Here is a 22,640-nt window from a genome sequence, read left to right as displayed (position 1 = left end):
GGTACGCACGGGTGAGCAGTGCCTGACGATCGCGACCGGGGGCCGGCCGGAGACGTGGTCAGAAGGGTGGCCGGGCCAGCGGGATTCCGGCGCCGAGGGGAACGGCAACGGCTGGGATGCGGATCGGCATCGTCCTCTCGCCGATCTTGAATCCCTCCATCCCCCAGCTCACCGCGACCTCGCAGTCCCCGCCGGGATGGAGGGTCACCAGCCGCCCGTCGCGGATTCCCGCGTACAGCAGCCCGATCGTGAACGTCAGGTCGACGGAGAACGTGATCGTGAGCACCTTGCGCTCGCCGGAGTAGACCTCGACGTACGGGCGGTGCTCCGAGGTGATCGAGTGCGCGGCCAGGCGGACCTGCGCGCTCTTCCCCCGGCTGCCGTCCTCGTGACTGCGCACTGCGGCGGCCCGCAGCTCGCGGGACTTCTGCCACCCGGCCGCCAGGACCCTCCCGAGAGTGATGCCGTGGAGCAAGCGGGCACCGGCCTCGGGCAGCTGAGCGACGAGTTGCCCGGCGATGTCCGGGGCGTCGCGGCAGATCGTGCGCATCACCTGGGGGTCACTGACGACGCTCGCCGCCGCCACCACCGCGCCGCGCGCGCCGTCATAGAGCGCGAGGGCGGCCGTGCCCGGATTCGGGTTGACGGTCAGGTTCATGACAAGCCCTCCCGGATCTCCTGCCGGCCCGGGTCCGCGACAGCGTGGAGGCGTACGGCCGCCGGGCCGGGATCGCGGCTCTCGTGGATCCGCACGTTCGGGGACGGGTCGGCGCGGGAGATGAGACGCACCTCCCGGCGACGGTCGTGGTCCCGGTCAGGCGCGCGCCGGCCGCCCCGGGCCAGCCATACGACGAGACCAAGGAGCGCGGCGGCGACCACGACGACGGCGAGCCCCGGTGGCACACCGAAGTCGGAGCCCGTCTCCTCGCCGGAGAGCCCGACCGTCGGCACCACCTCGGGGCTCGCCCCGGGCGACTCCTCCGACCCTGGCGACTCCGGGGGACTCGGTGCGGGACTGTCGTCCGGGCTCGCCGGTGGACTCACAGCTGGGCTTACCGGTGGGCTCACGGACGGGCTCACGGGGGACACGTCGCTCAGGACGACGTCGATGGCGTCGCCGATGGTCAGCTCGTCTCCGCCGGGAGGGCTCTGGTCCTCGACGATCTGGTCGTCGCGCGCGTCGTCCGTCCCTCTGAGCGTCAGCCCCCGGTCCGCCGCCATCTGCCGCGCCTCCGCGACCGTACGGCCGATGACGTAGGGCACCTCGGTCGAGCCGTCGAGGAGCAGGTCGACGGCCTGCCCGTAGGCGAGCCGCCCGCCGGGCGCGGGAGTCTGCTCGGCGACCTTCCACTCGCCGGTGGCCTCCGGCTGCCGGGTGGTCACGCCGAACCCGGCACTCTCCGCTTCGGCGGTGGCCGCGGTCAGCGTCATCCCGGTCAGGTCGGGCACCTGTCCTTCCAGATGAACCCGGACCCTCGTGATTTTGAATTCGATGCACGACAGCGTCTCCGCGCTGCTCACGTAGCTCGTCCCGGGAGGCACGGGATCGGGCACGGTCACGACCGCATAGCCGAAACGGCCGTTGAGCGTCGCGTACGCCTGCTCGTACGTCTGACCGGTCACGTCCGGCGGGGGCGGGCAGCTCGCGGCCTGCGCCGGCGTGGCCCAGAACGTGGCGGCGGCGACGGCGAGGGCCACGATCAGGCGTACCGGCATCATCGTCTCCGGAACGAGTCGGGGGTGTGCGAGAGGAACGGGTCCGGGTCGCCCGGGGTTGTCGGAAGGCAACGGGGGCGGGCTTCCCGAATGACGGGCTTCTCGAAGAAGCGTTATGACGAATCGCGGTCGGCTCGCCTGAGTATCCCCCTACTCATATTCCCGAGCGCAATTCCCCGGTCCGGTGAGCGGACCGGGGACGGGTTTTCTGCAATCAGGCCGAAACGCACACGCTGCCTTATGGCCTTTCCGCAGGCCGGCTCCGCTGAGCCGGGCTCAGAGCAGGTAGCGCAGCCAGAGGTACGGCGTGGCCAGGGCCACGGTGACGACGGTGACCACCAGGCCGTACTTGGTGAACTCCCAGAAGCTGATGCGCGCGCCGTTGCGCTCGGCGATGCCGAGGATGACGACGTTGGCGGAGGCGCCGACGGCGGTGGCGTTCCCGCCGAGGTCCGCGCCCAGCGCGAGGGCCCACCACAGGACGTTGTGGTCGCCGGGCACGTGCTGGGCGAGATCGGCCACGATCGGGCTCATCGTGGCGACGTAGGGGATGTTGTCCACGATCGCCGACAGCCCGGCCGAGGCCCAGAGCAGGACCATGGCCGTCACGCCCGGCCGCCCGGCCGTCGCCTCCGCCGCCGCCTGCGACACCTGGGCGATCACGCCGGTCTCGACGAGCGCCCCGACCATCACGAACAGCCCGGCGAAGAACACCAGCGTCGGCCACTCCACCTCGCGCAGGGCCTCGTCCGTGGTGATCTTGGTGACCAGCACGAGCAGCCCCGCGCCGAGCAGCGCCACGACGGACGGCTCGTAGTGCAGCACCGGGTGCAGCACGAACGCGGCGATGACCACCCCGAGCACGGACAGGCTCTGCACGAGCATGACCCGGTCCTCGATGGCCGCCTTCTCGTCGAGTTGCATGATCTCGGCCGCCCGTTCCGGGTCGTACCGGAAGGCGCTGCGGAACAGCACCCGGCACAGCCCGATGAACACCGCCGTCAGCACGATCACCAGCGGCGCCAGGTGGACGAGGAAGTCGTTGAAGGTCAGCCCGGCGCGGGAGGCGATGATGATGTTCGGCGGGTCGCCGACGAGCGTCGCGGTGCCGCCGATGTTGGACGCCATCGCCTCGGCGATCAGGAACGGCGCGACCGGCAGGGCGAGGCGCTCGCAGACGAGGAACGTCACCGGCGCGATCAGCAGCACGGTCGTGACGTTGTCCAGCAGCGCCGACGCGAGGGCCGTGATCACCAGGAGCAGCACCATGAGCCGGAACGGCCGTCCCCGGGCGCGTTTGGCGGCCCAGATCGCCAGATATTCGAACACGCCGGTCTGCCGCAGCACGCCGACGATGACCATCATGCCGAGCAGCAGGAAGACGACGTTCCAGTCCACGCCCGACTCCTGCGAGAAGAACGCGGAGCCGGCCGCCGTCGCGTGGACCAGCAGCATGATCGCGGCGCCGCCGAGGGCGGCCTTGACCCGGTGGATCTTCTCAGTCGCGATGAGGACGTACGTGGCGGCGAAGACGATCGTCGCCACCCAGGCGGTCACCGTCATGCGAGCCGCTTGAGCAGCGCGGAGAGCGTGACCGCGCCCAGCAGGCGGCCGCCGTCCAGCACCGCGACCAGGGGACTGCGGGTGCGGGCCATCAGCGCGCCGATCTCCAGGAGGGTGGCGTCCGGGTCGGTGACCGGGAGTTCGCGCGGGCGCTCCGGCAGCGCCTGACGGACCGTGCGGTCGCCCAGCGCGCGTACGAACGCGTCGGCGTGCGCCTCGTCGATCACCCGGGCCAGCGCGGGGTCGTCCTGGCAGTAGCGGGGCACGGCCAGGCGCAGCACCTGCGTGCCGGGCAGGATCGACACCGGCGTGCCGCGCTCGTCCAGCACGATCAGCCCCGGCAGTTCGCGTTCGGCCATGAGACGCGCGGCCTCGGCCACGGGGGAGTCGAGCCCCACCGTGGGGAACGGCACTAGGAGATCCCGGGCGCGCATGATCTCACCTGCCCACGACGTACGGCTGTGCTCACGTCTGCCTTCCGGTCGGCGGTCCGGCCTCCCGGGTATGGGAGACCCCTTCGCCGACCAGACTTCCCGGCACGCCCCGGACCAGGCTATCGGTCGGGCACGCCGGACAGAAGTCCCGAAGAGCGGACGAACGCCCCCTCGGCGTACGGGAGACGGCCGAGCGAGCCCGCCGGCAGCGGCACCAGGCCGTCGGGCGCGGTGGTCAGGCGGGCGGCGAAGGCCAGCCGCCGCCCCGGGCGCCCGTCCGGCGAGACGTAGTCGTCCGCGCCCGCGAACCACGTCTCCCCGGCAACCCCGGCCACCCCGTCCGCCCCGATCCGCGCCAGCGCCGCCTCGACGTCCTCCCCCGGCCGTACGACCGTCGCCGGCAGGCGGTCGGTCTCCTCGTCGGACCGCACGAGCGGCGTGCCGTCGAGCCAGCCGACGAGACAGACCGTGACCTCCTCGAACCCGGACCGCGCCGCCTCGGCCGCCGCCTCCGCCGCGCCCGGCCTCTCCCACCCGTGCAGGGAGAAGACCGGCGGGCCGGACCCGTTCGAGCGGGCGGCCGTCCCGCCGTGGGCGAGCGCGCTGCGCACGGCCTCGACGCCGGCCCGCGCGTACGGCACCGTCCGCTCGGGCAGCCGGTCCATCGGGAACCAGCCCAGCTCCGCGCACTTGTGCGGCTCGGCGTTGACCGGTGTGCCGGTGTATCCCCCGGGCACGAGGAACAGCCCGACCCGGGCCGTGCCGCCCGGGTTGCGATGGTGCATCACGTGGACCACCTCGCAGCCGTACGGGTCGATGCCCAGCTCCTCGCGCGCCTCGCGGACCGTGGCGTCCACGGCGGTCTCCCCCTCCTCCAGGTGCCCGGACGGCATGATCTGCCACTCCCCGTCGGCGTACCCGGTGCCGTGACGGCGGCCGAGCAGCACCCTGTCGCCGTCCGTCACCAGCAGGTGCACGTCCACGACCGGCCGGTACCGCCCCGGGGCGTACGTCGCGGCGTCGAGCAGCGCGGGCAGCGTGGCGGCGCTCGCCGAGATGAACTCCCCCAGCTCCGGCGGCACCACGTTCAGCGTGCGCACGTCCGCGGGGCGGACCCGCCGGACCTGGTGCAGGCCGATGTCCGGTTCGAGGAACTCCGGGCCGCTGCGGCGCGACAGGTCGAGCGAGACGAGCCGGCAGGCGAAGACCGTGCTCAGGCGGCCCGGCTCGGCGAGGGTGAACACGTGCAGCGCCGGTCCCGCCGTGGCGCCGAGCTCCTCGTCGAGCTCGCGGCGCAGCGCCGCCTCCAGGGAGGCGTCGCCCGGCTCGACCCCGCCTCCAGGCGTGACCCAGTACGGCTCGCGCTCGGGGCGCACCCGGCGGAAGAGGACGACGTCGTCGCCGTCGAAGAGGATGGCCCGGACAGCGTGCCGCACGGTGGTCATGCCCGGCATCCTCTCGCGGGCGTCCGCCGCCCGCCCCCCGGACGGCCTCTCTGACGGCCCCGAATACGGTGAGGTGATGCTTCCGCTGCCGACGACTGTGAGGGAACGATGACGGAGATGACCTATCGGCGGCTGGGGGACTCGGGGCTCGTCGTCTCGGCCGTCGGCCTCGGCGGCAACAACTTCGGCCGCAGGATCGACCTCGACGCCACGCGGGCCGTGGTCGGCGCGGCGCTCGACGCCGGCGTCACGCTGATCGACACGGCCGACATCTACGGCGAGTCGGAGGCCCTGCTCGGCGAGGTGCTGAAGGGGCGGCGCGACCAGGTCGTCCTCGCGACCAAGTTCGGCGGGGACGTCCAGGGCGCCAACGGGCCCGACTGGGGCGCGCGGGCCTCGCGGCGCTACGTCCGCCTGGCGGTCGAACGGTCGCTGCGGCGGCTCAGGACCGACTGGATCGACCTCTACCAATTGCACTTCCCGGACCCGTCCACACCGGTCGAGGAGACCCTGTCGGTGCTGACGGACCTGGTGCGGGAGGGGAAGGTCCGCTATCTCGGCTCGTCCAACTTCGCGGCCTGGCAGGTCACCGACGCCGACTGGATCGCCCGCACCGGGGGCCTGGAGCGCTTCGTCAGCGCCCAGAACGAGTACAGCCTGCTGGACCGCCGGGTGGAGCAGGAGCTCGTCCCGGCGCTGGCCCATCACGGCATCGGCCTGCTGCCGTACTTCCCGCTCGCCAACGGCCTGCTGACGGGCAAGTATCGGCGGGGGGAGCAGCCGCCGGAGGGCAGCCGCCTCGCCGGGCGCCCGCAGTATCTGACCGATGAGCGGTTCGACATGGTGGATCGGTTGCGGGAGTTCGCCGGGCGGCAGGGCGTGACCCTGCTCGACGTGGCGATCGGGGGGCTGCTCGCGCGGCCCGCCGTGTCGTCGGTGATCGCGGGCGCGACCCGGCCGGAGCAGGTCGAGGCCAACGCGGCGGCGGCCGGATGGCGGCCGGACGAGACGGCGCTGAAGGAGCTCGACGAGATCCTCTCAGTGGCGTGAGGTCGTTACATAACCTTGCGGGAATATAGCTGGGCGGGTATGTTCGGGGCGTGCCAGCGACTTTCGACGTGCTCGCCGAACCCGTGCGGCGGCGGATCCTCGACCTGCTGCTCGAACGCCCCCGTCTCGTCGGGGAGCTCACCGAGCGGCTCGGCCTGACCCAGCCCGGCACCTCCAAGCACCTCAAGGTGCTGCGTGAGGCCGGGCTGGTCCGCGTGCGCAGGGACGCCCAGCGCCGGTGGTACGAGCTCCGCCCCGAGCCGCTCGCCGAGATCGACGCGTGGCTCGCGCCGTACCGGAGGCTGTGGTCGGCGAGCTTCGACGCGCTGGAGAGACACCTGGACGAGGCGCCCGACGACGACCCGGAGGAGACGAAGTGAAAGCGACGCTCGACGAGCTCGACGGACGGCCGGTGCTGCGGATGGAGCGCAGGCTGTCCCACCCGAGGGAGAAGGTCTGGCGGGCGATCACCGAGCCGGAGCGGCTCGGCCGGTGGTTCCCGTTCACGGTCGACGAGATGGACCTGCGGGTGGGCGGGAAGATCAGATTCGGCGGCGGCATGACGCTGGACGCGGAGATCACCGAGCTGGACCCGCCCCGCGTGTTCGCCTTCGTCCAGCGCTCCACGCCGGAGGCGCCGCGCGAGGGCGACAACCTGCTGCGGTTCGAGCTGTCGCCCGAGGAAAACGGAGGCTGCCTGCTCGTCTTCACGCAGGTCTTCGACGACCGCCCGGCCGCCGCGAGCTACGCCTCCGGATGGCAGGTGTGCCTCGACGCCCTGGAGGCGGTCGTCGCCGGACGGGCACCCGAGTGGCCGGAGGGGAACTTCCCGGAGCTCCATCAGGCGTACGTGGAGGCGCTCGGGCTCACTGAGGGGGTGGCCGAGGAAGCGGACGGGCGAGCCGACGGGACGGGCGGCCGGCGGGTGCGGTTCGAGCGGCAGCTCACGCGGCCGGTCGAGGAGGTCTGGAAAGTCGCGGGGGCCGCCGAGGCGACGATCGGCGCCCCGGTGCCGGACCGCCTCGGCGAGGGGACCGTCACGGCCGTCCGTACGCCGGGCGCGCCCGGCGCGGAGGCGCCGGCGTACGTGGAGTTCACGGTCGCACCGGCGCGGCCGGACGCGGGACCGGGCGGACTCGGCCACGCCGCGGAAGGGGATGGACGACGGGTGCGCTGGGAGCTGTCCCGGGGCACCGGGCACGGCGCGCGGCTGGTCGTCACGGACACCGGCGCGACCGGCCGTGGCTCCGTGCTGGAGGCCGTGCTGGAGGCATGGCGGGACCGGATAGAGACGCTGGCGCGCGACCTCGTCGGCTGAGCCCCGGAGTGGACGTCAGGCGCCGCGCGTCGTCAGTAGTCGAGCATCCTCAGCAGACGGAGCAGGTACGGCGGCACGTTCCGCAGCCGTACGTCGTCGTGCGTGACGAAGGAGGCGGGAGCCAGCAGGGCCCGCAGCCCCGCGAGGTCGATGAACCGCAGGTCGCCCGTGTCGATGACGATCTCGCCGCGCGCCTTCCTCGCCGCGGCGAGCGCGCTCGCCAGGGCCTCGCTGTTGGAGACGTCGACCTCGCCATCGATGATCACCGACGAGTCCGCGGGGGACCACCTGACGCTGAGATAGGTGTCTGTGTAGAGAACTCCGCACTGATCCGCGGCGGAGGTCACGAGGTGCACCGGCTGGGAACGCCGGTGGTCGATCCACCGCTCGCCGCGTACGGACGGGCGGTCGTGGAGCAGGACATGACGATGATCGTCGCTGTCCCACCTCCCTAGGGAAGCTGGATTATTCACTGAGCGTCGTCGTCCGACGCTACTTCTGTCAATGGTTAGCCTCGTTAATATTCAACGAAGATCTAACAAGCGGTGGGGCGTCAGCGCTTGCGGCCGACGCCGCCGACCGACCACACCGTGTTCTTCGGCGGCCGCAGCCTGCCCGGCTCAGGGCGCCAGTCCGGCAGCAGGACGAGGCCGGGTTCCACCAGCTCAAGGTCTCCGAACAGCCGAGGAATTTCCGCCCGTGTGGGCAGGCGCATGCGGCCGTCGTCCTTGGCGGCCCACTCGTTGGCGAACAGGAGGGACAGCTTGTCCGTCACCTCCGGCCGGATGTCGGAGACCGCGTGGCTGATGACGATGTAGCTGCCGGGGGTGATCACTTGGCGTAACCGCCGGGTGATGGCGAGCGTCAGATCGTCGTCGTTGATGGTGGAGAGGAGGCCGACGAGCAGGACGGCCATGGGCTCGCCGAGATCCACGAGCCCGCGCAGCCGCGGGTGCGCGAACAGCCCGTCGGGGTCGCGCACGTCGCCGTGGATCACCACCACGCGCTCGTCGTCCTCGACCAGCGCCTGCCCGTGGTTCACCACAACGGGGTCGTAGTCCACGTACACCACCCGGGCGTCGGGGGCGTACCGCTGCGCGATCTCGTGGACGTTGCCCTGGGTCGGCAGGCCGCACCCGATGTCGACGAACTGCCGTATTCCGGCCTCGGCCAGGAACCGTACGGTCCTGCGCATGAACTTGCGTCCCTCGCGGCACATCATCGGCAGCTCGGGCGCGATCTGCAGCGCCATCTCCGCGGCTTCGCGGTCCGCGGCGAAGTTGTTCTTCCCGCCGAGCCAGTAGTCGTAGACCCGGGCCTCGTTCGGGATGGACGGGTCGAAACCCACTGGCTCGACCGGGGGGAAACCCGGCATGATCCTCCGTTCAGCCCAGACCGCGATACTACCGGGGAAAATCGGGCGGAAGAGAGGGGAAGAGCCGAGCGGGTACCTGACAGGGGGCGGGGAGGCCCGGGTGGGTCAGCGCAGCGAGCCGGAGCACTCGGCCGTGAAGCCGGCCCACACCGCCTTGCCCATGGGACGCAGGGGCGCCCAGCCCCACATGCGGCTGACCCCCGCGACGACCTGGAGGCCGCGTCCCGTCTCCGACACGTAGTCGGGCTCACGCAGCACCGGGGCGGCACTGCTGGGGTCGGTGACCATGCACAGCAACGCCCGGGTCGAGCGGAACATCAGCAGTCGTACCGGGACAGGGTGGATCGCCTGGTGGCGCAGGCCGTGCCGCAGGGCGTTCGTGACCAGTTCGCAGACCGCGAGCGCGGCGTCGTCGGAGACGTCGTCCATCGACCAGGTGCGCAGCACGCCCGCGGTGAAATGCCGCGCGGTGCGCGCGGCGAGACTCTCGCGGTGGAATTCGTGCACCGCCACCTGGGGTGCGCCGTCGGGCTCGGTCCCGTTGGTCCACGGCCACCGCACACCATCCGGAAAGACCTGCTCAAGCGTGCCCAGCCAGGGATCACGGGCACCGCTATCGGCTTCTGCGAGTGAAGCGCGGTCTGTCCGATAACCAGTCATTGAGAGCCTTATGAGGTTGATGTCGACCGTGTGGCGGGATGACTCAGTAAGTCATACTGCTCCCATTGGTGCTCCTGTGCAAGTACAGATGCACGTGCAAGCGCTTGAAAGTCCTTGCATGGGCGGGGGAATCCGAAACGAGGCCCCACATGTCCGTGATCTACAACGGGATGTCCTCATCTCATCTGGGCCGGGTGGGCTGGCGCAAGAGCCGGCACAGCAATCCGAGCGGAAACTGCGTCGAGGTCGCCGTCCTCCCCGACGGCCGGGTGGCGCTGCGTAACTCCCGGCACCCGTCCGGCCCCGCGCTCATCCTTCCCGTCCAGGACATGGCCGCTTTCGTCCGCTCTGTCAAAGAGGGCGAATTCGACGATCTGCTACAGACCTGATCACAACGCTTGCGCGCGACGGCGGGGAGAGTATCGTTAACAGGGCGTAAACATCGGTGCACCTCAAAGGACCTCATATGACTGCGGCCCCTGCAGAGGGTGTGCCTCAACTCCCTGACTTGGCGTCACAGTCACGCCGTAGTCCCACCGTTCTGCGTCTTCTCCTCGGCACTCAGTTACGCCGCCTGCGCGAAAGCAAGCACATCCGGCTGGAGGAGGCCGGGCACGCCATCCGCGCCTCGCACTCGAAGATCAGCCGGATGGAGCTCGGGCGCGTCGGTTTCCGCCGCCGCGACGTCGCCGACCTCCTCACCCTGTACGGCGTCAGCGACGAGGCGGAGCGAGAGGCGTTGCTGTCCCTCGTCGCCCAGGCCAACGCGCCGGGCTGGTGGCACAAGTACGACGACGTCCTGCCCTCCTGGTTCGAGGCGTACGTCGGCCTGGAGCAGGCCGCGAGCACCATCCGCTGTTACGAGGTGCAGTTCGTCCCCGGGCTGCTGCAGACCCCCGAGTACGCCGCGGCGGTGGTGCGGCTCGGGCACCCGGACGCCCAGCCGGAGGAGGTCGAGCGCCGCGTACGGCTGCGGATGGACCGCCAGCAACTGCTAGCCCGGCCGGACGCCCCGCACCTGTGGGCGGTGATCGACGAGGCCGTGCTGCGCCGCCCGGTCGGCGGCCCCGAGGTGATGCGGGCCCAGATCGAGCACCTCATCGAGATGGTCAACCTGCCCCGGGTGACGCTCCAGGTCATCCCGTTCAGCGCCGGAGGGCACGCGGCCGCCGGCGGGCCGTTCAGCATCCTGCGCTTCGCGGGGGTCGGCCTGCCCGACGTCGTCTATCTCGAACAACTGACAAGCGCCATCTACCTGGAGAAGCACGAAGACATCGACCGCTATCTCGCGGTCATGGAACGCCTGTGCATCCAGGCCAGACCGCTTGCCGACACCAAGCGGATCCTGAACCAGCACCTGACGGAGCTGTGACGATGCGCTAGCGTCACGTGCGCGACCTCCGCTGCCCACGGCCCGCTGGAACGGTGGCGCAAGCCGTACCCGAAAATACGTGTCAGGTCCGTATGGGCGGTAAGTGGTGTAGTAGCGCGGGGGAAGCAGAAGGGTGGTGAGAACCGTGGCGGGCAGCCTGCTCAGCCTGGAGTTCGACCGTAGTTCGGTCACCCGGGTGCGGCATCTGGTCATGGTGTCCGCGCAGGAGGCCGGCTTGGACGGCATCGTGCTGGAGGACTTCGTCCTCGCCGTGCACGAGGCCGTCGCCAACGCCGTCCGTTACGGCTCACCGCCGCGCGGCATCGCCATGTGGAGCGAGGCGGGCTCCCTCGTGTGCGAGATCACGGACAAGGGACCCGGAATCCCGGCCGAGGTCCTGGAGCGTGAGGAGCCCGCGACGAGGTTCGACTTCGGCGGACGGGGGCTGTGGCTGATGAACCGCCTGGCCGACCTCGCCGTTCGCACCGGGATCGACGGAACGACGATCCGTCTCTGCGTCGCCCTTCCCTGAGCGGTTTGAGTGGCTTCCGCTGAGAGCGGAGCGCCTCCCGCCTGTCCGAAACCACGCGTCCTCCGCCAGCCCGTAGCCCCGGTCGTCAGGGTTAGCGCCCGTGAGAGCTGGGCAGTTCTGATCTCGTCGTCCTGCCGTGACGATCGTGCGACAGGCTCGGCAGGAAATCCGAAACCAGTATTCAGGTTCACCGAAATTGCGGGCAATCCGAGTCGGACGCCGAAGCCTTGCTAGGCTGCAGGGAACCGTAGAACCGGGCGTTGTCTCACCCGGCAGGTGAGACCGTCGAGAAGTGGGGTCACACCGTGAAGAAGCTGCTTGTTCTCGCTCTGGTCGCCGTCGGCGGGCTCCTTGTCTGGCGCAAGGTGCAGGCCGACCGGGCCGAGCTCGATCTGTGGACCGAGGCGACCGGCAGCGAGAACTGACCACCAGGGATGGTGCTTGATCGTGGCAGAGGTGCGGGAATGACTCCCGTGAAGCTGGCCTGTCTGGACCTGGCCGGGACCACGATCGGTGACACCGACATGGTGGAACGGGCGTTCGCCGAGGCGATCGCCACGCAGGGCATCGTCCCCGGGACCAGCGCCTATGCCCGCGCGATGGTGCATGTGCACAGGTCCCGGGGATGCCCGAAGATCGAGGTCTTCCGCGGCATCTTTCCCGGCAACGAGGCCCAGGCGCAGGCCGCCAACCTCACCTTCGAGCGCTCGTACGAAGGAGCCATCGAGCGGGCAGGCCTGGTCCCGATCCCCGGCACCATCGAGGCGATCGAGAGGCTGCGCGACGCCGGCGTGAAGATCGCCCTGATCACCGGCTTCAGCCGGGCCACCCTGGGGCGGGTGCTGAGCTCCCTCAGCTGGGTCGACATGCTGGACCTCGCGCTGTGCCCGGAGGACGCCGGACGTGGCCGTCCGTACCCGGACATGGTGCTCACCGCCGTCCTGCGCTCCGGCGTCGACGACGTACGGCAGGTGGCCGTGGCGGGCGACTCCGAGAGCGACATGCTCTGCGGCCGGCGCGCGGGCGCCTCCATCGTCGCCGGGGTGCTCACCGGCGTCCACAGCAGGGAGCGCCTGCTCGGCGGCGGCGCCACCCACATCCTCGACTCCGTCGCCGACTTCGCCGGCCTCGTCCTGCCCAACGAGGTCGGCGCCCCCTCGGTGGTCACCTCCGCCTCCTGACCCGCGGGGCCGCTCCCCGTAGCTGCCTCCCGTGCGTTGCCGAGTGGCGCTCGCACACACGCTGTTGCTACGGTGTACGCACCGGAGGGCTCGAAGATCTGCCTGTCTTCGCGATTCGCGCCCGCCCAGGGGCCTTAGCTCAGCTGGCAGAGCGCCTGCTTTGCAAGCAGGAAGTCAGGGGTTCGAATCCCCTAGGCTCCACCTCGAAAAACACCGCCTCCCCGATCTTGGGAAGCGGTGTCCGGGCCATTAACGGGCCATTAGCCCTCAGCACTGCTCTCCTTCTTGCCGCTGGCCGCCTTGCGGTCGGCTTCGACACGGGCGCTCAGTGCGTCGGCGATCCTCTGGTCGGCGTCGCGCGTGGCGTGCTGGTAGATCAGCGCCGCGCGGTCGCTGTCGTGACCCATCCGCGCCTTGAGGTCGGCGAGGCTCGCGCCCGACTGCGCGGCGAGCGTGTTGCCGGTGTGCCGAAGGTCGTGGAAGTGCAGTTCCTTGACGCCCATCTCCTTGAGCGCTTCCGCCCACTTGGCCTCCCGCCGGAAGTTACCGCCGCGCAGGTAGCCGCTCCGCTTGCCGAGAAAGACGAAAGCGTCGTCGGCCTGGTCGACGAACTCGGCCAGGTGCTCGGTCAGCGCGGGGACGATCGCCGAGGGGATGCTGACGGTGCGCTTGCTGGCACGCGACTTGGGCGGTGCGAGCACCATGTCTCCGCCGTCCAGTTCGATGAGCTGTTCCCGTACGCGTACTGTCCGCGCCTTGAGGTCGATGTCCGACCGCCGTAGCGCGATGACCTCACCCCATCGCAGGCTGGCGAACGTGGTCAGCAGGATCAACGCGCGGAAGCGCCGGTCGGCCATCTTGTCGGCCAGCTCGAAGACCTGGGCAACGGTGAGAATGGGCCGCTCCGGCGTCTGCTCGTTGTCCGCGCCCTTGATCCGGCACGGGTTCCGGCTGAGTAGCTTGTCCTCTTCAACGGCCGTCATCAGCACGGCCCGCAGCAGGCGGTACGCCTTGGCCGCGGTGGACACCGAGACGCCGTTGTCGATGAGTTTCGCCCGCCACGACCGGATCATCTGCGTCGTCAGCTTGCCCACGGCGACGCCGCCCAGGCCGGGGACGATGTGCCGGTCGAGCAGCCAGGTATACAGCTCGATTGTCTTGGGCCGCAGGCCAGGCCGCTCCTTGATCCACGTACGGGCGTAGTCGCCGAGCAGGACTTTCCCGCGATCGGGGTCCGTCCACTCCCCTGAAATCATCTGCGCTTCGATCAGGGTCAGCGCACGATCCGCTTCGGTCCGCGTGGCGTAGGTCGTGGGGCCGCTATGCATCCGCCCATCGGGGCCGGGATAGCGAATCTGGTAGCGGCCGGACTCCCGCTTGCGGATATTGCCGAAACGCCGGTGACCGTCTCTGTTCGCCATCAGGCCGCCCGTCCCTTCGGGGCCTTCATCGGCTCGACGAGTCCGGCCGCGATGAACGCTTCGAGTGCGGCTTCGGGAATGCGAACACCCCGGCCGACGCGGACGAAGAAGATACGGCGTTCGGCGATCAGCCGACGAGGAAAGCGAACGGAGGTGTTCAGCCGTTCAGCCACCTCTTCGACGCGGAGGAGTCGACCTTGGGCCTCTGGCGGGAGTGGCGTGGTCGGCGAAATCGGTTTCGTCATGCTGCCCTCCCTTCAGTTGCCGAAAGAATTCGTCCGTCTGCCTCGGCTTGGAGCCGATCGAGGTGGTTGCGCCAGCGCTGGCGTTCGTGGACCGAGCGCAGGAGTCGCACGCCGATCGCGGCGAGTTCGGGGTCACCGGGCTTGACCGGTCGCCAGATGTAGCGGTGGGGGTCGACCGGTTCGTCTTCGACGCCGAGGGCTTCCAGGACCCAGGTGCGCCGGTCCTGCTTGTGCTCCGTCAGGGTCTTGTTGGACCACTTCCGCGAGACGAGGACGCGGCGGCCCGCGTAGCCGAGGTGATCGGGCTTGTGTGCTTTGCCCTTGCACCGGCCGGGAGCCATTCCGGGCTTGGCGCCTTTGGGCTGCACCCCGTACCGCAGCCAGTTGGGGCAGGTCGGCGAGCAGGGCTCGAATCGCAGGGCCTCCAGCAGCCGTTCGGCGTGCGTCTTGCGGCGTGGGTCGTCGGTGCCGAGGGCGTCGCCGAGGCTCTTGGTGAGGTACTTGGACAGGTACCCGATGAGCTGGTCGGCGTCCGGGGTCCCGGCGAGCACGCCTTTGACGTCCATCTGGTCACCGAAGCGGAGCACGTGCAGGGGCTCGGCGTCCTCGTCGGCGTCGAGCCGGTCGAGGGCCTGTTCCCAGGTCGGCAGTACTTCCCCCGTGCCGGGGTCGAGGTAGCCGGTCCCGTCCTCCCAGACCGGCAGGTGCTCGCCCTCGAAACGGACGTCGTCGGTTGAGGGCCACCACACCTGGTGGTAGGTGGCCGCGATGATCTGCCGCAGTTCCGCGCGCGGGAGGGTGCCGCGGATCGCCATGTGCAGGTGGGGGGCGAGCCGCTTTTGTGGCTCGACGGTGGCGAAGTACTGCACGTCGTACCCCGCGACCCGGCGGAGGTTCTGCACGAAGCGGTCGACGAGCTTGGAGAAGTGCAGCGCGTCCCGGGCCGCCCGGCCGTAGTCGTAGGCGTCAGGGTTGAGCGGCGCCCCCTCCATCACCCGCCCGTAGGACGGCAGGGTGAGCGTGACGAACATCGACGGCCGATAGACCTTCCCTTCGGAGCCGGTGAAGGTCCGCCCGAGCGTGCTCTTGGTCATCTGCCGCTTGGGCAGGTCCGGGGCATCCTGCCGCCGCTTCGTCGAACGCGACCGCTTCCCACCGGTACGGCCGAGGACGTTGCCCCGCATCCCGGCGGCGTTGATCTCCTCGTCCAGCTCCACGATCGCGGCAGCCAGGTCGGTGGTGTCCCCGCCGGCCTTTTCGGTCTCGTCTCGCCAGGCTTGGACGTCGGCCCGCAGCTCCACCAGGTGACGCTGATACTCATCGGCGTCATCAGGCAGGTTCACGGGCTCGTGGTCGAGGTGCCAGCCCTCCCGGCACTGCGCCCGCCGAAGCTGCCGGTTGCGCTTGGCACACGGCGGGCACTTGCTCTCCAGCGTGGCCCCGCAGGGGACGTCGATGACCTCAACCTGTCCGGTGAGGATGTCCTGCCGCCTGAGCGGGACCGGGCGGATGCAGACGCCGTACTGCTTGGCGATCTCTTCGACCACGTCCCGCGCCAGCGGTTGAGCCATCCGGACGGCCCGAGGTGTATACCGGTCGTTGGCCCGAGCGGGGGAGATCAGCTGGTCTCCCACGGCCTGGTGGGCGTCGGTGAGGTCGGTCAACTGTCCTCCCTTCCGGGCTCGGGGATGGTGAGGGCGGTCTGGCCGCATTCGTTGCACTCGACCAGGCCGCGGACGGGGTCGAGCCACAGGGCGTTGAACGCGCCGCAGACCGAGCAGCGCAGCCCGTCGAGGAAGTGCGCCACGCCGTTCATGCGGCCTCGCTTCGACCGCTGTACTCGGCGACCATCTGCCGAATGTCGACGTCGGAGACGTAGGCGGCCCGGACTCGCACGGGGTCGGGGGAGGTTTCCAGGCGGACGTAGCCGACTCCCGCGCCGCGTTCGGGAACCGGTGAGATGTGGTCAGCCAGTGCGCCCCGGTCCCGCGCCCCATCGCCGAGCACCATGTCCACCTGTTCCGACTCGTCCAGCCGGAGGGCGATCTTGTCGGGGAACAGGTTGCGGATGTTCATGACCTCCTTGCGGGGGTCCTGGAGCGCGGCCATGACCCCGACCCCGACCGCCCGGCCCTGCGTGGTGAGCGTCGCGAGGGACGCCGTGATGCGCTGGCGGAGTTGCTTGTCGGACTGGTAGGCGGTGAGGAAGGCCACCTCGTCGACGAGCACCAGGACGAACGGGTCCGCGACAGTTGGTGTGTGGGAGCGCTGGAGGCCGGCGAACCGGTCGGCACGCTCCTGCATCACGCTCACGGCGTCATCGAGCAGGTCGGCGCACTCTTTCGGATCAGCGGCATATCTCGCGCCGAACAGCGCCCGCCCGAAGGACAGTTCCATCCGCTTGGGGTCGAGCGCCCAGACCTGCACCAGGCCCGCCCGCATCGCGGGAAGCAGGCCGCGGATGGTCGACCACAGCCACGAGCCCTTACCGGCCCCGGTCGCGCCCGCGATCAGGACGTGCGTGCCGTGGACCTTGAGCCGGTAGGGCGTGCCGTCTTCGCACTGGCCGATCTCCACCGGCCCGACATCTGCTGTATCTGGGATGGGTACGGCGGGCAGGGGTTCGGTGAGCGGGTCACGCCGGGGGAAGGTGAGCACGAGCCGCCCGGCCTTGGCGACGGCGACGCGGCAGGAGGGGGCGCCGAAGCCGTGGGCGAGGTGGTCGGTGCGGTCGGCCCAGTCCTTGACGGCCTGCCCGGACAGCATGCGCACGGTGACGCGGTCGGCCCAGCCGTCGCACTCGACCCGGATCAGGCGGGGCAGGTAGTCGCGGCCTTGGAGGTGACGGCCGAGCCCGGACACGATCATCACGGGTTGCCGGTGCCGCCGGTAGATCCACACCCGGCGCCAGAAGGCCAGCAGCCGCCAGCCGACCAGGCGCAGGAACGATGCCCGATCCAGCAGCGCCCACGACAGCCCGGCCGAGGGCAGGAAACCGGCCAGGACCAGAGCTTGGCGCCAGCCGTACAGGGCCCAGACGACGCCGAGGCCGACCGGTACGGCGACCGCGACCGGATGCCGCACGACCAGGCGGACCAGGCCCGCGAACAGTCGGGACAGCCAGATCACGAGGGTGACGATGGCGGGAGTCTTGACGACGGCCGGGCGGAAGACCACGGCCGTGTCCGGGGTGGTGGAGACGAGGTTACGCGCCTCGTCGCCAGGCAGTTTTCGGAACATTAGACTTCGTGTCCTCTCGTGATTTCGCAGTCAGGGAGAGTTGAGGGGCCGCCGGAAGTTGCCGCTTCCTGCGGCCCCGCTTGCATCTCAGGCCGCCGTCTCGCCTGCGACGGACGGGGTGATCTGGTCGGAGTCGGCCGACTGGTCGGCGTGCATGCGCTCGCAGTCGGCCAGGTACCGCGCGGCGGCGGTGAAGAACTGCCGCGCGACCTCCACGTCCTCGGCGGTGACCGGTCCGGCCCCGGTGGTCGAGACCGTCACGTTCGCCTCGTCGGACTCCAGCGACAGGAACGGCCGCCCGGACTCCAGCACCCGAGCGCCCGCCCGCAGGACCGGTGTGTAGAACGAGACGCCGATACGGGGACGGCGTCCGGGGTCGATCGACATCGACACGTGGGTGTAGGGACTGTGTGCCATCAGGCCACCCCGCGACCGTTGGCCAGGCCGTGAAATCGCCGCTCGACCGACCGGGCGAACGAGGCCGCCTCACGGGCGAGTTGCCGCGCGAACTCGACATCGGCCGGGCTCACCTGGTCGCTGTCAGAGGTGGTCAGCAGGACCGAGGTCGCGCCGAAGTCCAGCGCCAGCACTGGGGTACGGACCGGGTACGGCAGAGTCTTGGCCGAGGCCCCGCCCCCGGTGTTGAGGCTGATCACGGCCGAGGGCCGCACGGTGCGCCGCCCCATCACGCCGCGTCCTTCGCAGTGTTGCCGGTCTTGCCGGCGGTGCCCGTGCGGGGAGCCCGCATCACCCGTGCCGAGATCGAGTAGGCCAGCCGCCCCGTCGCCTGATGCACATACGGCTTGACCTCCAGCCCATCGAACTCGGCCGGGGCCAGCGGCACCCCGGGCAGCGACGGCGGGACGACCGGCTGAACCTCGGCGAGGATCTTCACGGTCACCGTCTTCTGCGCGGCCTTGAGCGAGGGGTCGGCGTCCATCACCGGCACCTGCCACACCGGCAGGCCCGTCAGCTTGTCCTTGGCCTGGGTGTCCCGCTTGGCGTCGAAGTCCTTCGCCGCGCTCACCTCGCCCACGACGTAGCAGCCGTGCGGGAACAGCAGCTCGAAGCTGATCGGGATGGGTCCTTGCAGTGCCATCGTTCACCACCTCCTTGTCGACCCCCCTAGACAGCGACGGCCGTTTTGCCCTTAGGAACTGTCTAGGGGGCTATGCGGAAGACGATAGCGCGCCTCTTCTATTCCTGTCTAGGGGGGTCGACGTTTCCGACCGGAAGAGTCTCGACGGACAGCGGCCGTGCTTCTACGCTTCGCCGAATGGAACCGATGGAGATCCGGATCGTGATGCCGTTCAACCCGGCCTTTCACGACCCCAGCAGCGTGGCGGCCACCGAGGAGTGTTGTAGCCAGCACGGCAAGGATTACTGTGATCAGCCGCCCGTCGCGAGCGTCTACTACCCGCCCAACGGCAGGGTCTCGGCATGCGCGAGAGCTCTACACGGGATCATCGACGACGCCGTGAGCAAGTTCTCTCAAGGACGGCAGTAGGCGACGGCCGCATCGTCGTAGGTCTTGCCTCGCGGCCAGCGTTGCCCGTGTGGGTCGGACTGCTCGGCGGCCCGGACCTGGCGGATCAGCTCGTCAGGTCCGGCCTTGTCGAGGAGGTCGAGGAGGTCGCGCCAGGTGGCGAGGCGGAAGCGGTCGACGAGGCGGGACGCGCCATCGCTGAGGAGCGCCATTGCCCGAACCTGGTGAACCGGCACGCTGCCGGTGAGAGCGTGTTCGGCGGCGAGGGGATCGACGGAGGCGACCCAGAAGCCGCCGTCGCGGTTGCGGTGGTTGCGCAGGGTCTCGACGTACTCGCGGTGTGCGGCGACGTGTTCGGGGCTGGTGGAGTCGAGGGAGTCCATCCGTTCCCGGTAGGGGGCGCCGACCTGGGCTTCGCGGTCATCTGTGATCACGGTCGGTTCTGGCTGGCCGGTGTCGAGGATGAGCACGGAGTCGGCCAGGACGAGCCAGTCGAGGACGTCGCCGCTGCGGCGCAGCATGACCACGGTCGCCGAGGGGGACCCGGGATGGCTGACGTCGCAGGTGAAGTCGTGCAGGGATGTCGTGGCCTTGATGCCCTCGGCGAGCAGTTCGCTCAACGAGCCGGCGCTTTGGGCCATCGAGGCGAGGAGGGTCGAACCGAGCGTGCGCGCGTACCAGGCCACGCCATGTGTGCACCCCGACTCCGACCCCGCCGGGGTGCCCGAACCGTCGAGGAGGACCACCGCGTCGGGTGTCGCGGCGACGAAGTCTTCGTTCTCGCGGCCGGGGGTGGCGGGTTCGGTGGCGAGGGCGACGCGCACGGTGGGTCCTCCTGTCGTTCAGTCCTCGTCGTGCCGATACAGCGGGCTTGCCAGTTCCGCTCTCACCGGTTCCCCGGTGCGGGGGTCGTATTCAACGCCGACGACACAGGAGAACCGGCGATCGGCCACTTGCCCCCACAAAGTGTTGATCTCGGTACTGATCAGATGGACGACGCCGAGGGTGCCTTGCGGGTGGATGCCGGTGAACACCAGGACGTTGCCCTGCCCGTCCGGCCGGGGGAGGCGACCGAGATAGGCGTAGTCGACTGGCCGGGACGGGGTCGAGTCGGAGCCCGACCGGTAGACGTTGCCCGTACGGCTGTCGCGCAGTGTCCACGCGCCGTCCTTCACCCACTCCAGAACGGGATCGGACTCGTACAGCGCGCCCATGATCGGCGACAGCCGCGGGCCACAGATCACGATCAGCCCCGGCCGGTTGAGATCGATCTGGCCGGTCAGGGGGACATGTTCCAACTCGACGGTGAGGCCGAAGCCGCGCGCCAGGTCCTCCAGTCGCTTGGAGGCGGCGACGTCTTCCATCGCGACCACCGGGCGGGCGTTGTCGGCCTCTTGCTTGAGAGGCGTGGCTACCGTGATCACACCTGTGCCCAGGAAGGCGCCCTCGGGAGCAGGGCCGGTGTGACGGATCTGGTGGATACGCCCGCGCGACAGGCCGGCCTTCTCGGCGATCTGCGCATACGACATGCCTTGGGCGTGGAGTTCCTGGATTACGCGGCGGCGGAGCCGGGCCAATTCGGTGACCTCTTGCTGGGCGGCGTTGAGTCGTTCAGTGGCGACCCGGAGCAGCAGATAGGGATCGTCGATCGCGGCGATCTTGTCCAGGTCACTCGGTGGCACGGTTCCTCCTCGGTGGCGCGCATCCGAGTCTAGGGCCCTAGACGAAATGTCGTCTATCCCTCTTGACAGTACGGTTTTGGCGGGTTTGCCGGTTGTTGGGTCCACGGCCCGGATCGCCGAGCGCCGGTTGGGGACACCGCGCGGGCTCACCGTGCCCTCCCCGTCAGCAGGGCGGCCCAGACGTCACGGGCCTGTGGGATGGGCCAGCGGTGGGTCTCGCGGATCTCGGGTGCGTCCTCGTTCTGGAGGGTGCGCCGGATGAACCCTTGCCCGCCCGCCTGGCACAGCTCGTAGACGATGGCGAGGCAGTCGCAGGTCCAGGCGAGGACCCGCACCCGCGCTCCGCCCCAGGGGTCGAACCACGCCAGCTTTGTGCACCCGGGCTGCCGGCGGTCGGGGACGTGCGGGCTTAGGCAGCTCATCACCGGCAGGCCGCCTGCGCGGCGGCGATGGGGTCGACTTTGAGCAGGGCCCAGACGGTACGGCCGGTGTGGTTGCCGTACACGCCCCAGTTGTCGGCCAGGTTGGCGACGAGCAGCAGGCCGCGGCCGCCTTCGTCGTCGCCGGGGCGCACCAGCCGGGGAACTTCGGGGCCGCCTTCGTCGACGACGCCGAGCCAGACCTGATCGGGTTCGGCCTGGATGCTGACGGTGAACTTGCCGCCGAACCGGGCGGATGCGGTGTGGCGGACGGCGTTGGTCGCCAGTTCGCTCACGATGAGTTCGGCCGACTCGATGACGGGCCAGGTGCCGAGGGTAGTGGTGATGAAGCGGCGGGCTTCGGTGACCGAGGCGGGACGGCCGAGGAAGTGCCGGGACAGGCGCCATGCGGGCATGGGACACGCTCCGTCGTATAGGGGGCTAGACATGCCTACGAGCAGGAGCGTATGACCAACGCTAGAAGTACCTCAAGGAATACGACGCATAAATGCGTCAGTTACCGAGCTGGTTCGCCAGCTCCCGGAAGTCCGCCGCGATCTCGCCCAGCAGCGTCCGCAGCTCATCCCCGTACACGGCCGCATCCGCGAACGCCTCGAGCATCTCTTCATGGGCGCCGACCTCGGCCGCCTCGGTCAACGTGAGATCACCAGTCAAGCTCTCGACCACGCTCACGGACCCGTCGAAGACGGTGAACCCGTGCAACGGGAAGGCCGGTGCCTCTACCTTCCATGGCACGACCCCGAGCCGGACATGCGGCAGTGTGGACACCTGGGCTAACCGGTCGAGCTGCGCCAGCATCAGCGACGGAGAACCGGGCCAGGTACGCACAGCGCCCTCTGTCAGCACGAACGCGAACCGCCGGCCCTCCTCGAACAGCACTGCTTGAGAATCAACCCGTACGGCTGCGGCCTTGGCGGCATCGTCCTCATCGACATCCCGGCCGATCGCCACCGCCAGCCGCGCATACTCCGCCGTCTGCAACAGTGCCGGGATCATTGCCGACGAGAAGACCGCCATCCACTTCGACGAGCGCACCCGCGCAGCATTCGCCGCCTCACGGCCAGCCAACCCACCTTTGAGCCGCGACACCTCGTCACGCAGCCGCACGAGCAGCGTGTCCAACTCCCGCCGCGCGTCCTGGTCGAGGTGAAGAGCCGCAGTCACCCGCTCAACCGTCTCCGGTGTCGGCAGTAGTCGCCCCGTCTCCATGCGCGAGATCGTGGGCTGCGCCACCCCGGCCCGCTGCGCCAAGTCCCTACCGGTCAGTCCCGCATCCTTGCGCAGCCGCCGCAGCAGATCTCCCAGCTCCCGCAACCGATCCCGCCGCTCCTCCATGCTGGCGTTCTACCACCGGCACCCGACCAGATGGCCCCGGGTCAGTCGGAAGGCTGCTGAATTGTGCTCATAGGGATCAAGGCGGCGGCGCTACGCGCCGCCTCGCGGCTCTACGCCCCCGCTCGGCGGCCGGGCATGCGGCCTG

30 protein-coding genes and 1 tRNA gene are annotated in these 22,640 nt (G+C 69.9%); 10 read left to right on the top strand and 21 right to left on the bottom strand.

The annotated features are described in order from the left end of the window. Nucleotides 1-58: 58 nt before the first annotated feature. The 5 genes from Mam01_RS09235 to Mam01_RS09215 form a co-directional block, all read right to left on the bottom strand. Entirely contained in the window at nucleotides 59-658 is a 600-nt protein-coding gene (locus Mam01_RS09235) for a hypothetical protein (protein ID WP_204284962.1), read from the bottom strand. Then, entirely contained in the window at nucleotides 655-1,719 is a 1,065-nt protein-coding gene (locus tag Mam01_RS09230) for a PASTA domain-containing protein (protein WP_204284961.1), read from the bottom strand. Before Mam01_RS09230 ends, Mam01_RS09235 begins: the two co-directional genes overlap by 4 nt. Before the next feature lie 273 nt (nucleotides 1,720-1,992). Next, nucleotides 1,993-3,279 (bottom strand): ArsB/NhaD family transporter, encoded by a 1,287-nt coding sequence (locus tag Mam01_RS09225; RefSeq protein ID WP_204284960.1) that lies wholly within the window; start codon nucleotides 3,277-3,279, stop codon nucleotides 1,993-1,995. Further along, entirely contained in the window at nucleotides 3,276-3,713 is a 438-nt protein-coding gene (locus Mam01_RS09220; RefSeq protein WP_204284959.1) for a CBS domain-containing protein, read from the bottom strand. The genes Mam01_RS09225 and Mam01_RS09220 overlap by 4 nt, the downstream gene beginning before the upstream one ends. A gap of 119 nt (nucleotides 3,714-3,832) precedes the next feature. After that, on the bottom strand, nucleotides 3,833-5,158 hold the full coding sequence (locus tag Mam01_RS09215) for an NUDIX domain-containing protein (RefSeq protein WP_204284958.1): 1,326 nt from the start codon (nucleotides 5,156-5,158) through the stop codon (nucleotides 3,833-3,835). Nucleotides 5,159-5,266: 108 nt separating this feature from the next. Between Mam01_RS09215 and Mam01_RS09210 the strand changes: the two genes are divergently transcribed. Genes Mam01_RS09210 through Mam01_RS09200 form a run of 3 tightly spaced genes read left to right on the top strand, consistent with a single transcriptional unit; the run spans nucleotide 5,267 to nucleotide 7,526 of the window. Then, entirely contained in the window at nucleotides 5,267-6,208 is a 942-nt protein-coding gene (locus Mam01_RS09210; protein WP_204284957.1) for an aldo/keto reductase, read from the top strand. 50 nt (nucleotides 6,209-6,258) lie between these two features. Continuing rightward, nucleotides 6,259-6,588: an ArsR/SmtB family transcription factor gene (locus Mam01_RS09205; RefSeq protein ID WP_204284956.1), complete on the top strand. Its 330-nt coding sequence runs from the start codon at nucleotides 6,259-6,261 to the stop codon at nucleotides 6,586-6,588. Further along, on the top strand, nucleotides 6,585-7,526 hold the full coding sequence (locus tag Mam01_RS09200) for an SRPBCC family protein (RefSeq protein ID WP_239101160.1): 942 nt from the start codon (nucleotides 6,585-6,587) through the stop codon (nucleotides 7,524-7,526). The genes Mam01_RS09205 and Mam01_RS09200 overlap by 4 nt, the downstream gene beginning before the upstream one ends. A gap of 32 nt (nucleotides 7,527-7,558) precedes the next feature. On the opposite strand, the gene Mam01_RS09195 is transcribed toward Mam01_RS09200, so the two are convergent. The 3 genes from Mam01_RS09195 to Mam01_RS09185 all read right to left on the bottom strand — a co-directional run bounded on the left by Mam01_RS09195 (nucleotide 7,559) and on the right by Mam01_RS09185 (nucleotide 9,414). After that, the gene (locus Mam01_RS09195; protein WP_507762924.1) at nucleotides 7,559-7,873 is read right to left on the bottom strand and encodes an STAS domain-containing protein; all 315 of its coding nucleotides are present in this window, start codon (nucleotides 7,871-7,873) and stop codon (nucleotides 7,559-7,561) included. A gap of 206 nt (nucleotides 7,874-8,079) precedes the next feature. Next, a complete protein-coding gene (locus tag Mam01_RS09190) occupies nucleotides 8,080-8,901 on the bottom strand; it encodes an SAM-dependent methyltransferase (RefSeq protein ID WP_204284954.1) in 822 nt (273 codons plus the stop codon). A gap of 105 nt (nucleotides 8,902-9,006) precedes the next feature. Continuing rightward, nucleotides 9,007-9,414 carry an ATP-binding protein gene (locus Mam01_RS09185; RefSeq protein ID WP_239101159.1) on the bottom strand — a complete coding sequence of 136 codons (408 nt, stop codon included), beginning with the start codon at nucleotides 9,412-9,414 and terminating at the stop codon, nucleotides 9,007-9,009. A gap of 296 nt (nucleotides 9,415-9,710) precedes the next feature. Here Mam01_RS09185 and Mam01_RS09180 point away from each other — a divergent pair, with 296 nt between their 5' ends. From Mam01_RS09180 to Mam01_RS09160, 6 genes are all read left to right on the top strand, one after another. Beyond that, complete coding sequence (locus tag Mam01_RS09180) at nucleotides 9,711-9,950, top strand: DUF397 domain-containing protein (RefSeq protein ID WP_150933686.1); 240 nt, start codon at nucleotides 9,711-9,713, stop codon at nucleotides 9,948-9,950. Nucleotides 9,951-10,027: 77 nt separating this feature from the next. Further along, entirely contained in the window at nucleotides 10,028-10,933 is a 906-nt protein-coding gene (locus Mam01_RS09175) for a Sco1979 family transcriptional regulator (RefSeq protein WP_150933687.1), read from the top strand. Nucleotides 10,934-11,069: 136 nt separating this feature from the next. Further along, nucleotides 11,070-11,465, top strand: coding sequence for an ATP-binding protein (locus Mam01_RS09170; RefSeq protein ID WP_204284952.1), 396 nt, complete (start codon nucleotides 11,070-11,072; stop codon nucleotides 11,463-11,465). Nucleotides 11,466-11,770: 305 nt separating this feature from the next. After that, on the top strand, nucleotides 11,771-11,890 hold the full coding sequence (locus Mam01_RS36490) for a DLW-39 family protein (protein WP_208802288.1): 120 nt from the start codon (nucleotides 11,771-11,773) through the stop codon (nucleotides 11,888-11,890). 39 nt (nucleotides 11,891-11,929) lie between these two features. Further along, the gene (locus Mam01_RS09165) at nucleotides 11,930-12,646 is read left to right on the top strand and encodes an HAD-IA family hydrolase (protein ID WP_239101158.1); all 717 of its coding nucleotides are present in this window, start codon (nucleotides 11,930-11,932) and stop codon (nucleotides 12,644-12,646) included. Nucleotides 12,647-12,774: 128 nt separating this feature from the next. Further along, nucleotides 12,775-12,847: transfer RNA gene (locus tag Mam01_RS09160), tRNA-Ala, on the top strand. A gap of 59 nt (nucleotides 12,848-12,906) precedes the next feature. Here Mam01_RS09160 and Mam01_RS09155 read toward each other — a convergent pair. The 8 genes from Mam01_RS09155 to Mam01_RS09120 form a co-directional block, all read right to left on the bottom strand. Continuing rightward, nucleotides 12,907-14,067, bottom strand: coding sequence for a tyrosine-type recombinase/integrase (locus tag Mam01_RS09155; RefSeq protein WP_204284950.1), 1,161 nt, complete (start codon nucleotides 14,065-14,067; stop codon nucleotides 12,907-12,909). Further along, nucleotides 14,067-14,312, bottom strand: a complete 246-nt coding sequence (locus Mam01_RS09150; RefSeq protein ID WP_204284949.1) for a helix-turn-helix domain-containing protein — start codon at nucleotides 14,310-14,312, stop codon at nucleotides 14,067-14,069. The genes Mam01_RS09155 and Mam01_RS09150 overlap by 1 nt, the downstream gene beginning before the upstream one ends. Then, a complete protein-coding gene (locus Mam01_RS09145; protein ID WP_204285038.1) occupies nucleotides 14,309-15,883 on the bottom strand; it encodes a replication initiator in 1,575 nt (524 codons plus the stop codon). Before Mam01_RS09145 ends, Mam01_RS09150 begins: the two co-directional genes overlap by 4 nt. Before the next feature lie 89 nt (nucleotides 15,884-15,972). Beyond that, nucleotides 15,973-16,128, bottom strand: coding sequence for a hypothetical protein (locus tag Mam01_RS09140; RefSeq protein ID WP_204284948.1), 156 nt, complete (start codon nucleotides 16,126-16,128; stop codon nucleotides 15,973-15,975). Beyond that, a complete protein-coding gene (locus tag Mam01_RS09135) occupies nucleotides 16,125-17,552 on the bottom strand; it encodes an FtsK/SpoIIIE domain-containing protein (RefSeq protein WP_204284947.1) in 1,428 nt (475 codons plus the stop codon). Before Mam01_RS09135 ends, Mam01_RS09140 begins: the two co-directional genes overlap by 4 nt. An 87-nt stretch (nucleotides 17,553-17,639) precedes the next feature. After that, nucleotides 17,640-17,969, bottom strand: a complete 330-nt coding sequence (locus Mam01_RS09130) for a hypothetical protein (protein ID WP_204284946.1) — start codon at nucleotides 17,967-17,969, stop codon at nucleotides 17,640-17,642. Further along, entirely contained in the window at nucleotides 17,969-18,238 is a 270-nt protein-coding gene (locus Mam01_RS09125) for a hypothetical protein (protein ID WP_204284945.1), read from the bottom strand. The genes Mam01_RS09130 and Mam01_RS09125 overlap by 1 nt, the downstream gene beginning before the upstream one ends. Continuing rightward, complete coding sequence (locus tag Mam01_RS09120; RefSeq protein ID WP_204284944.1) at nucleotides 18,238-18,651, bottom strand: plasmid replication, integration and excision activator; 414 nt, start codon at nucleotides 18,649-18,651, stop codon at nucleotides 18,238-18,240. The genes Mam01_RS09125 and Mam01_RS09120 overlap by 1 nt, the downstream gene beginning before the upstream one ends. A gap of 177 nt (nucleotides 18,652-18,828) precedes the next feature. Here Mam01_RS09120 and Mam01_RS09115 point away from each other — a divergent pair, with 177 nt between their 5' ends. Beyond that, complete coding sequence (locus Mam01_RS09115; RefSeq protein ID WP_204284943.1) at nucleotides 18,829-19,059, top strand: hypothetical protein; 231 nt, start codon at nucleotides 18,829-18,831, stop codon at nucleotides 19,057-19,059. Here Mam01_RS09115 and Mam01_RS09110 read toward each other — a convergent pair. From Mam01_RS09110 to Mam01_RS09090, 5 genes are all read right to left on the bottom strand, one after another. Continuing rightward, on the bottom strand, nucleotides 19,044-19,862 hold the full coding sequence (locus Mam01_RS09110; protein WP_204284942.1) for a protein phosphatase 2C domain-containing protein: 819 nt from the start codon (nucleotides 19,860-19,862) through the stop codon (nucleotides 19,044-19,046). The genes Mam01_RS09115 and Mam01_RS09110 overlap by 16 nt on opposite strands. A gap of 18 nt (nucleotides 19,863-19,880) precedes the next feature. After that, a complete protein-coding gene (locus Mam01_RS09105) occupies nucleotides 19,881-20,720 on the bottom strand; it encodes a sigma factor-like helix-turn-helix DNA-binding protein (RefSeq protein WP_239101157.1) in 840 nt (279 codons plus the stop codon). Between the two features lie 146 nt (nucleotides 20,721-20,866). Further along, on the bottom strand, nucleotides 20,867-21,142 hold the full coding sequence (locus Mam01_RS09100) for a hypothetical protein (protein WP_204284941.1): 276 nt from the start codon (nucleotides 21,140-21,142) through the stop codon (nucleotides 20,867-20,869). Then, on the bottom strand, nucleotides 21,142-21,555 hold the full coding sequence (locus Mam01_RS09095) for an ATP-binding protein (protein ID WP_204284940.1): 414 nt from the start codon (nucleotides 21,553-21,555) through the stop codon (nucleotides 21,142-21,144). Before Mam01_RS09095 ends, Mam01_RS09100 begins: the two co-directional genes overlap by 1 nt. Before the next feature lie 97 nt (nucleotides 21,556-21,652). Continuing rightward, on the bottom strand, nucleotides 21,653-22,495 hold the full coding sequence (locus tag Mam01_RS09090) for a helix-turn-helix domain-containing protein (RefSeq protein WP_204284939.1): 843 nt from the start codon (nucleotides 22,493-22,495) through the stop codon (nucleotides 21,653-21,655). Between the last annotated feature and the right edge of the window lie 145 nt (nucleotides 22,496-22,640).

Source organism: Microbispora amethystogenes, assembly GCF_016863015.1.
GTDB lineage: Bacteria > Actinomycetota > Actinomycetes > Streptosporangiales > Streptosporangiaceae > Microbispora > Microbispora amethystogenes.
Note: the sequence above shows the minus strand (reverse complement) of the source record. Positions and strands in the feature narration are given on the sequence as shown.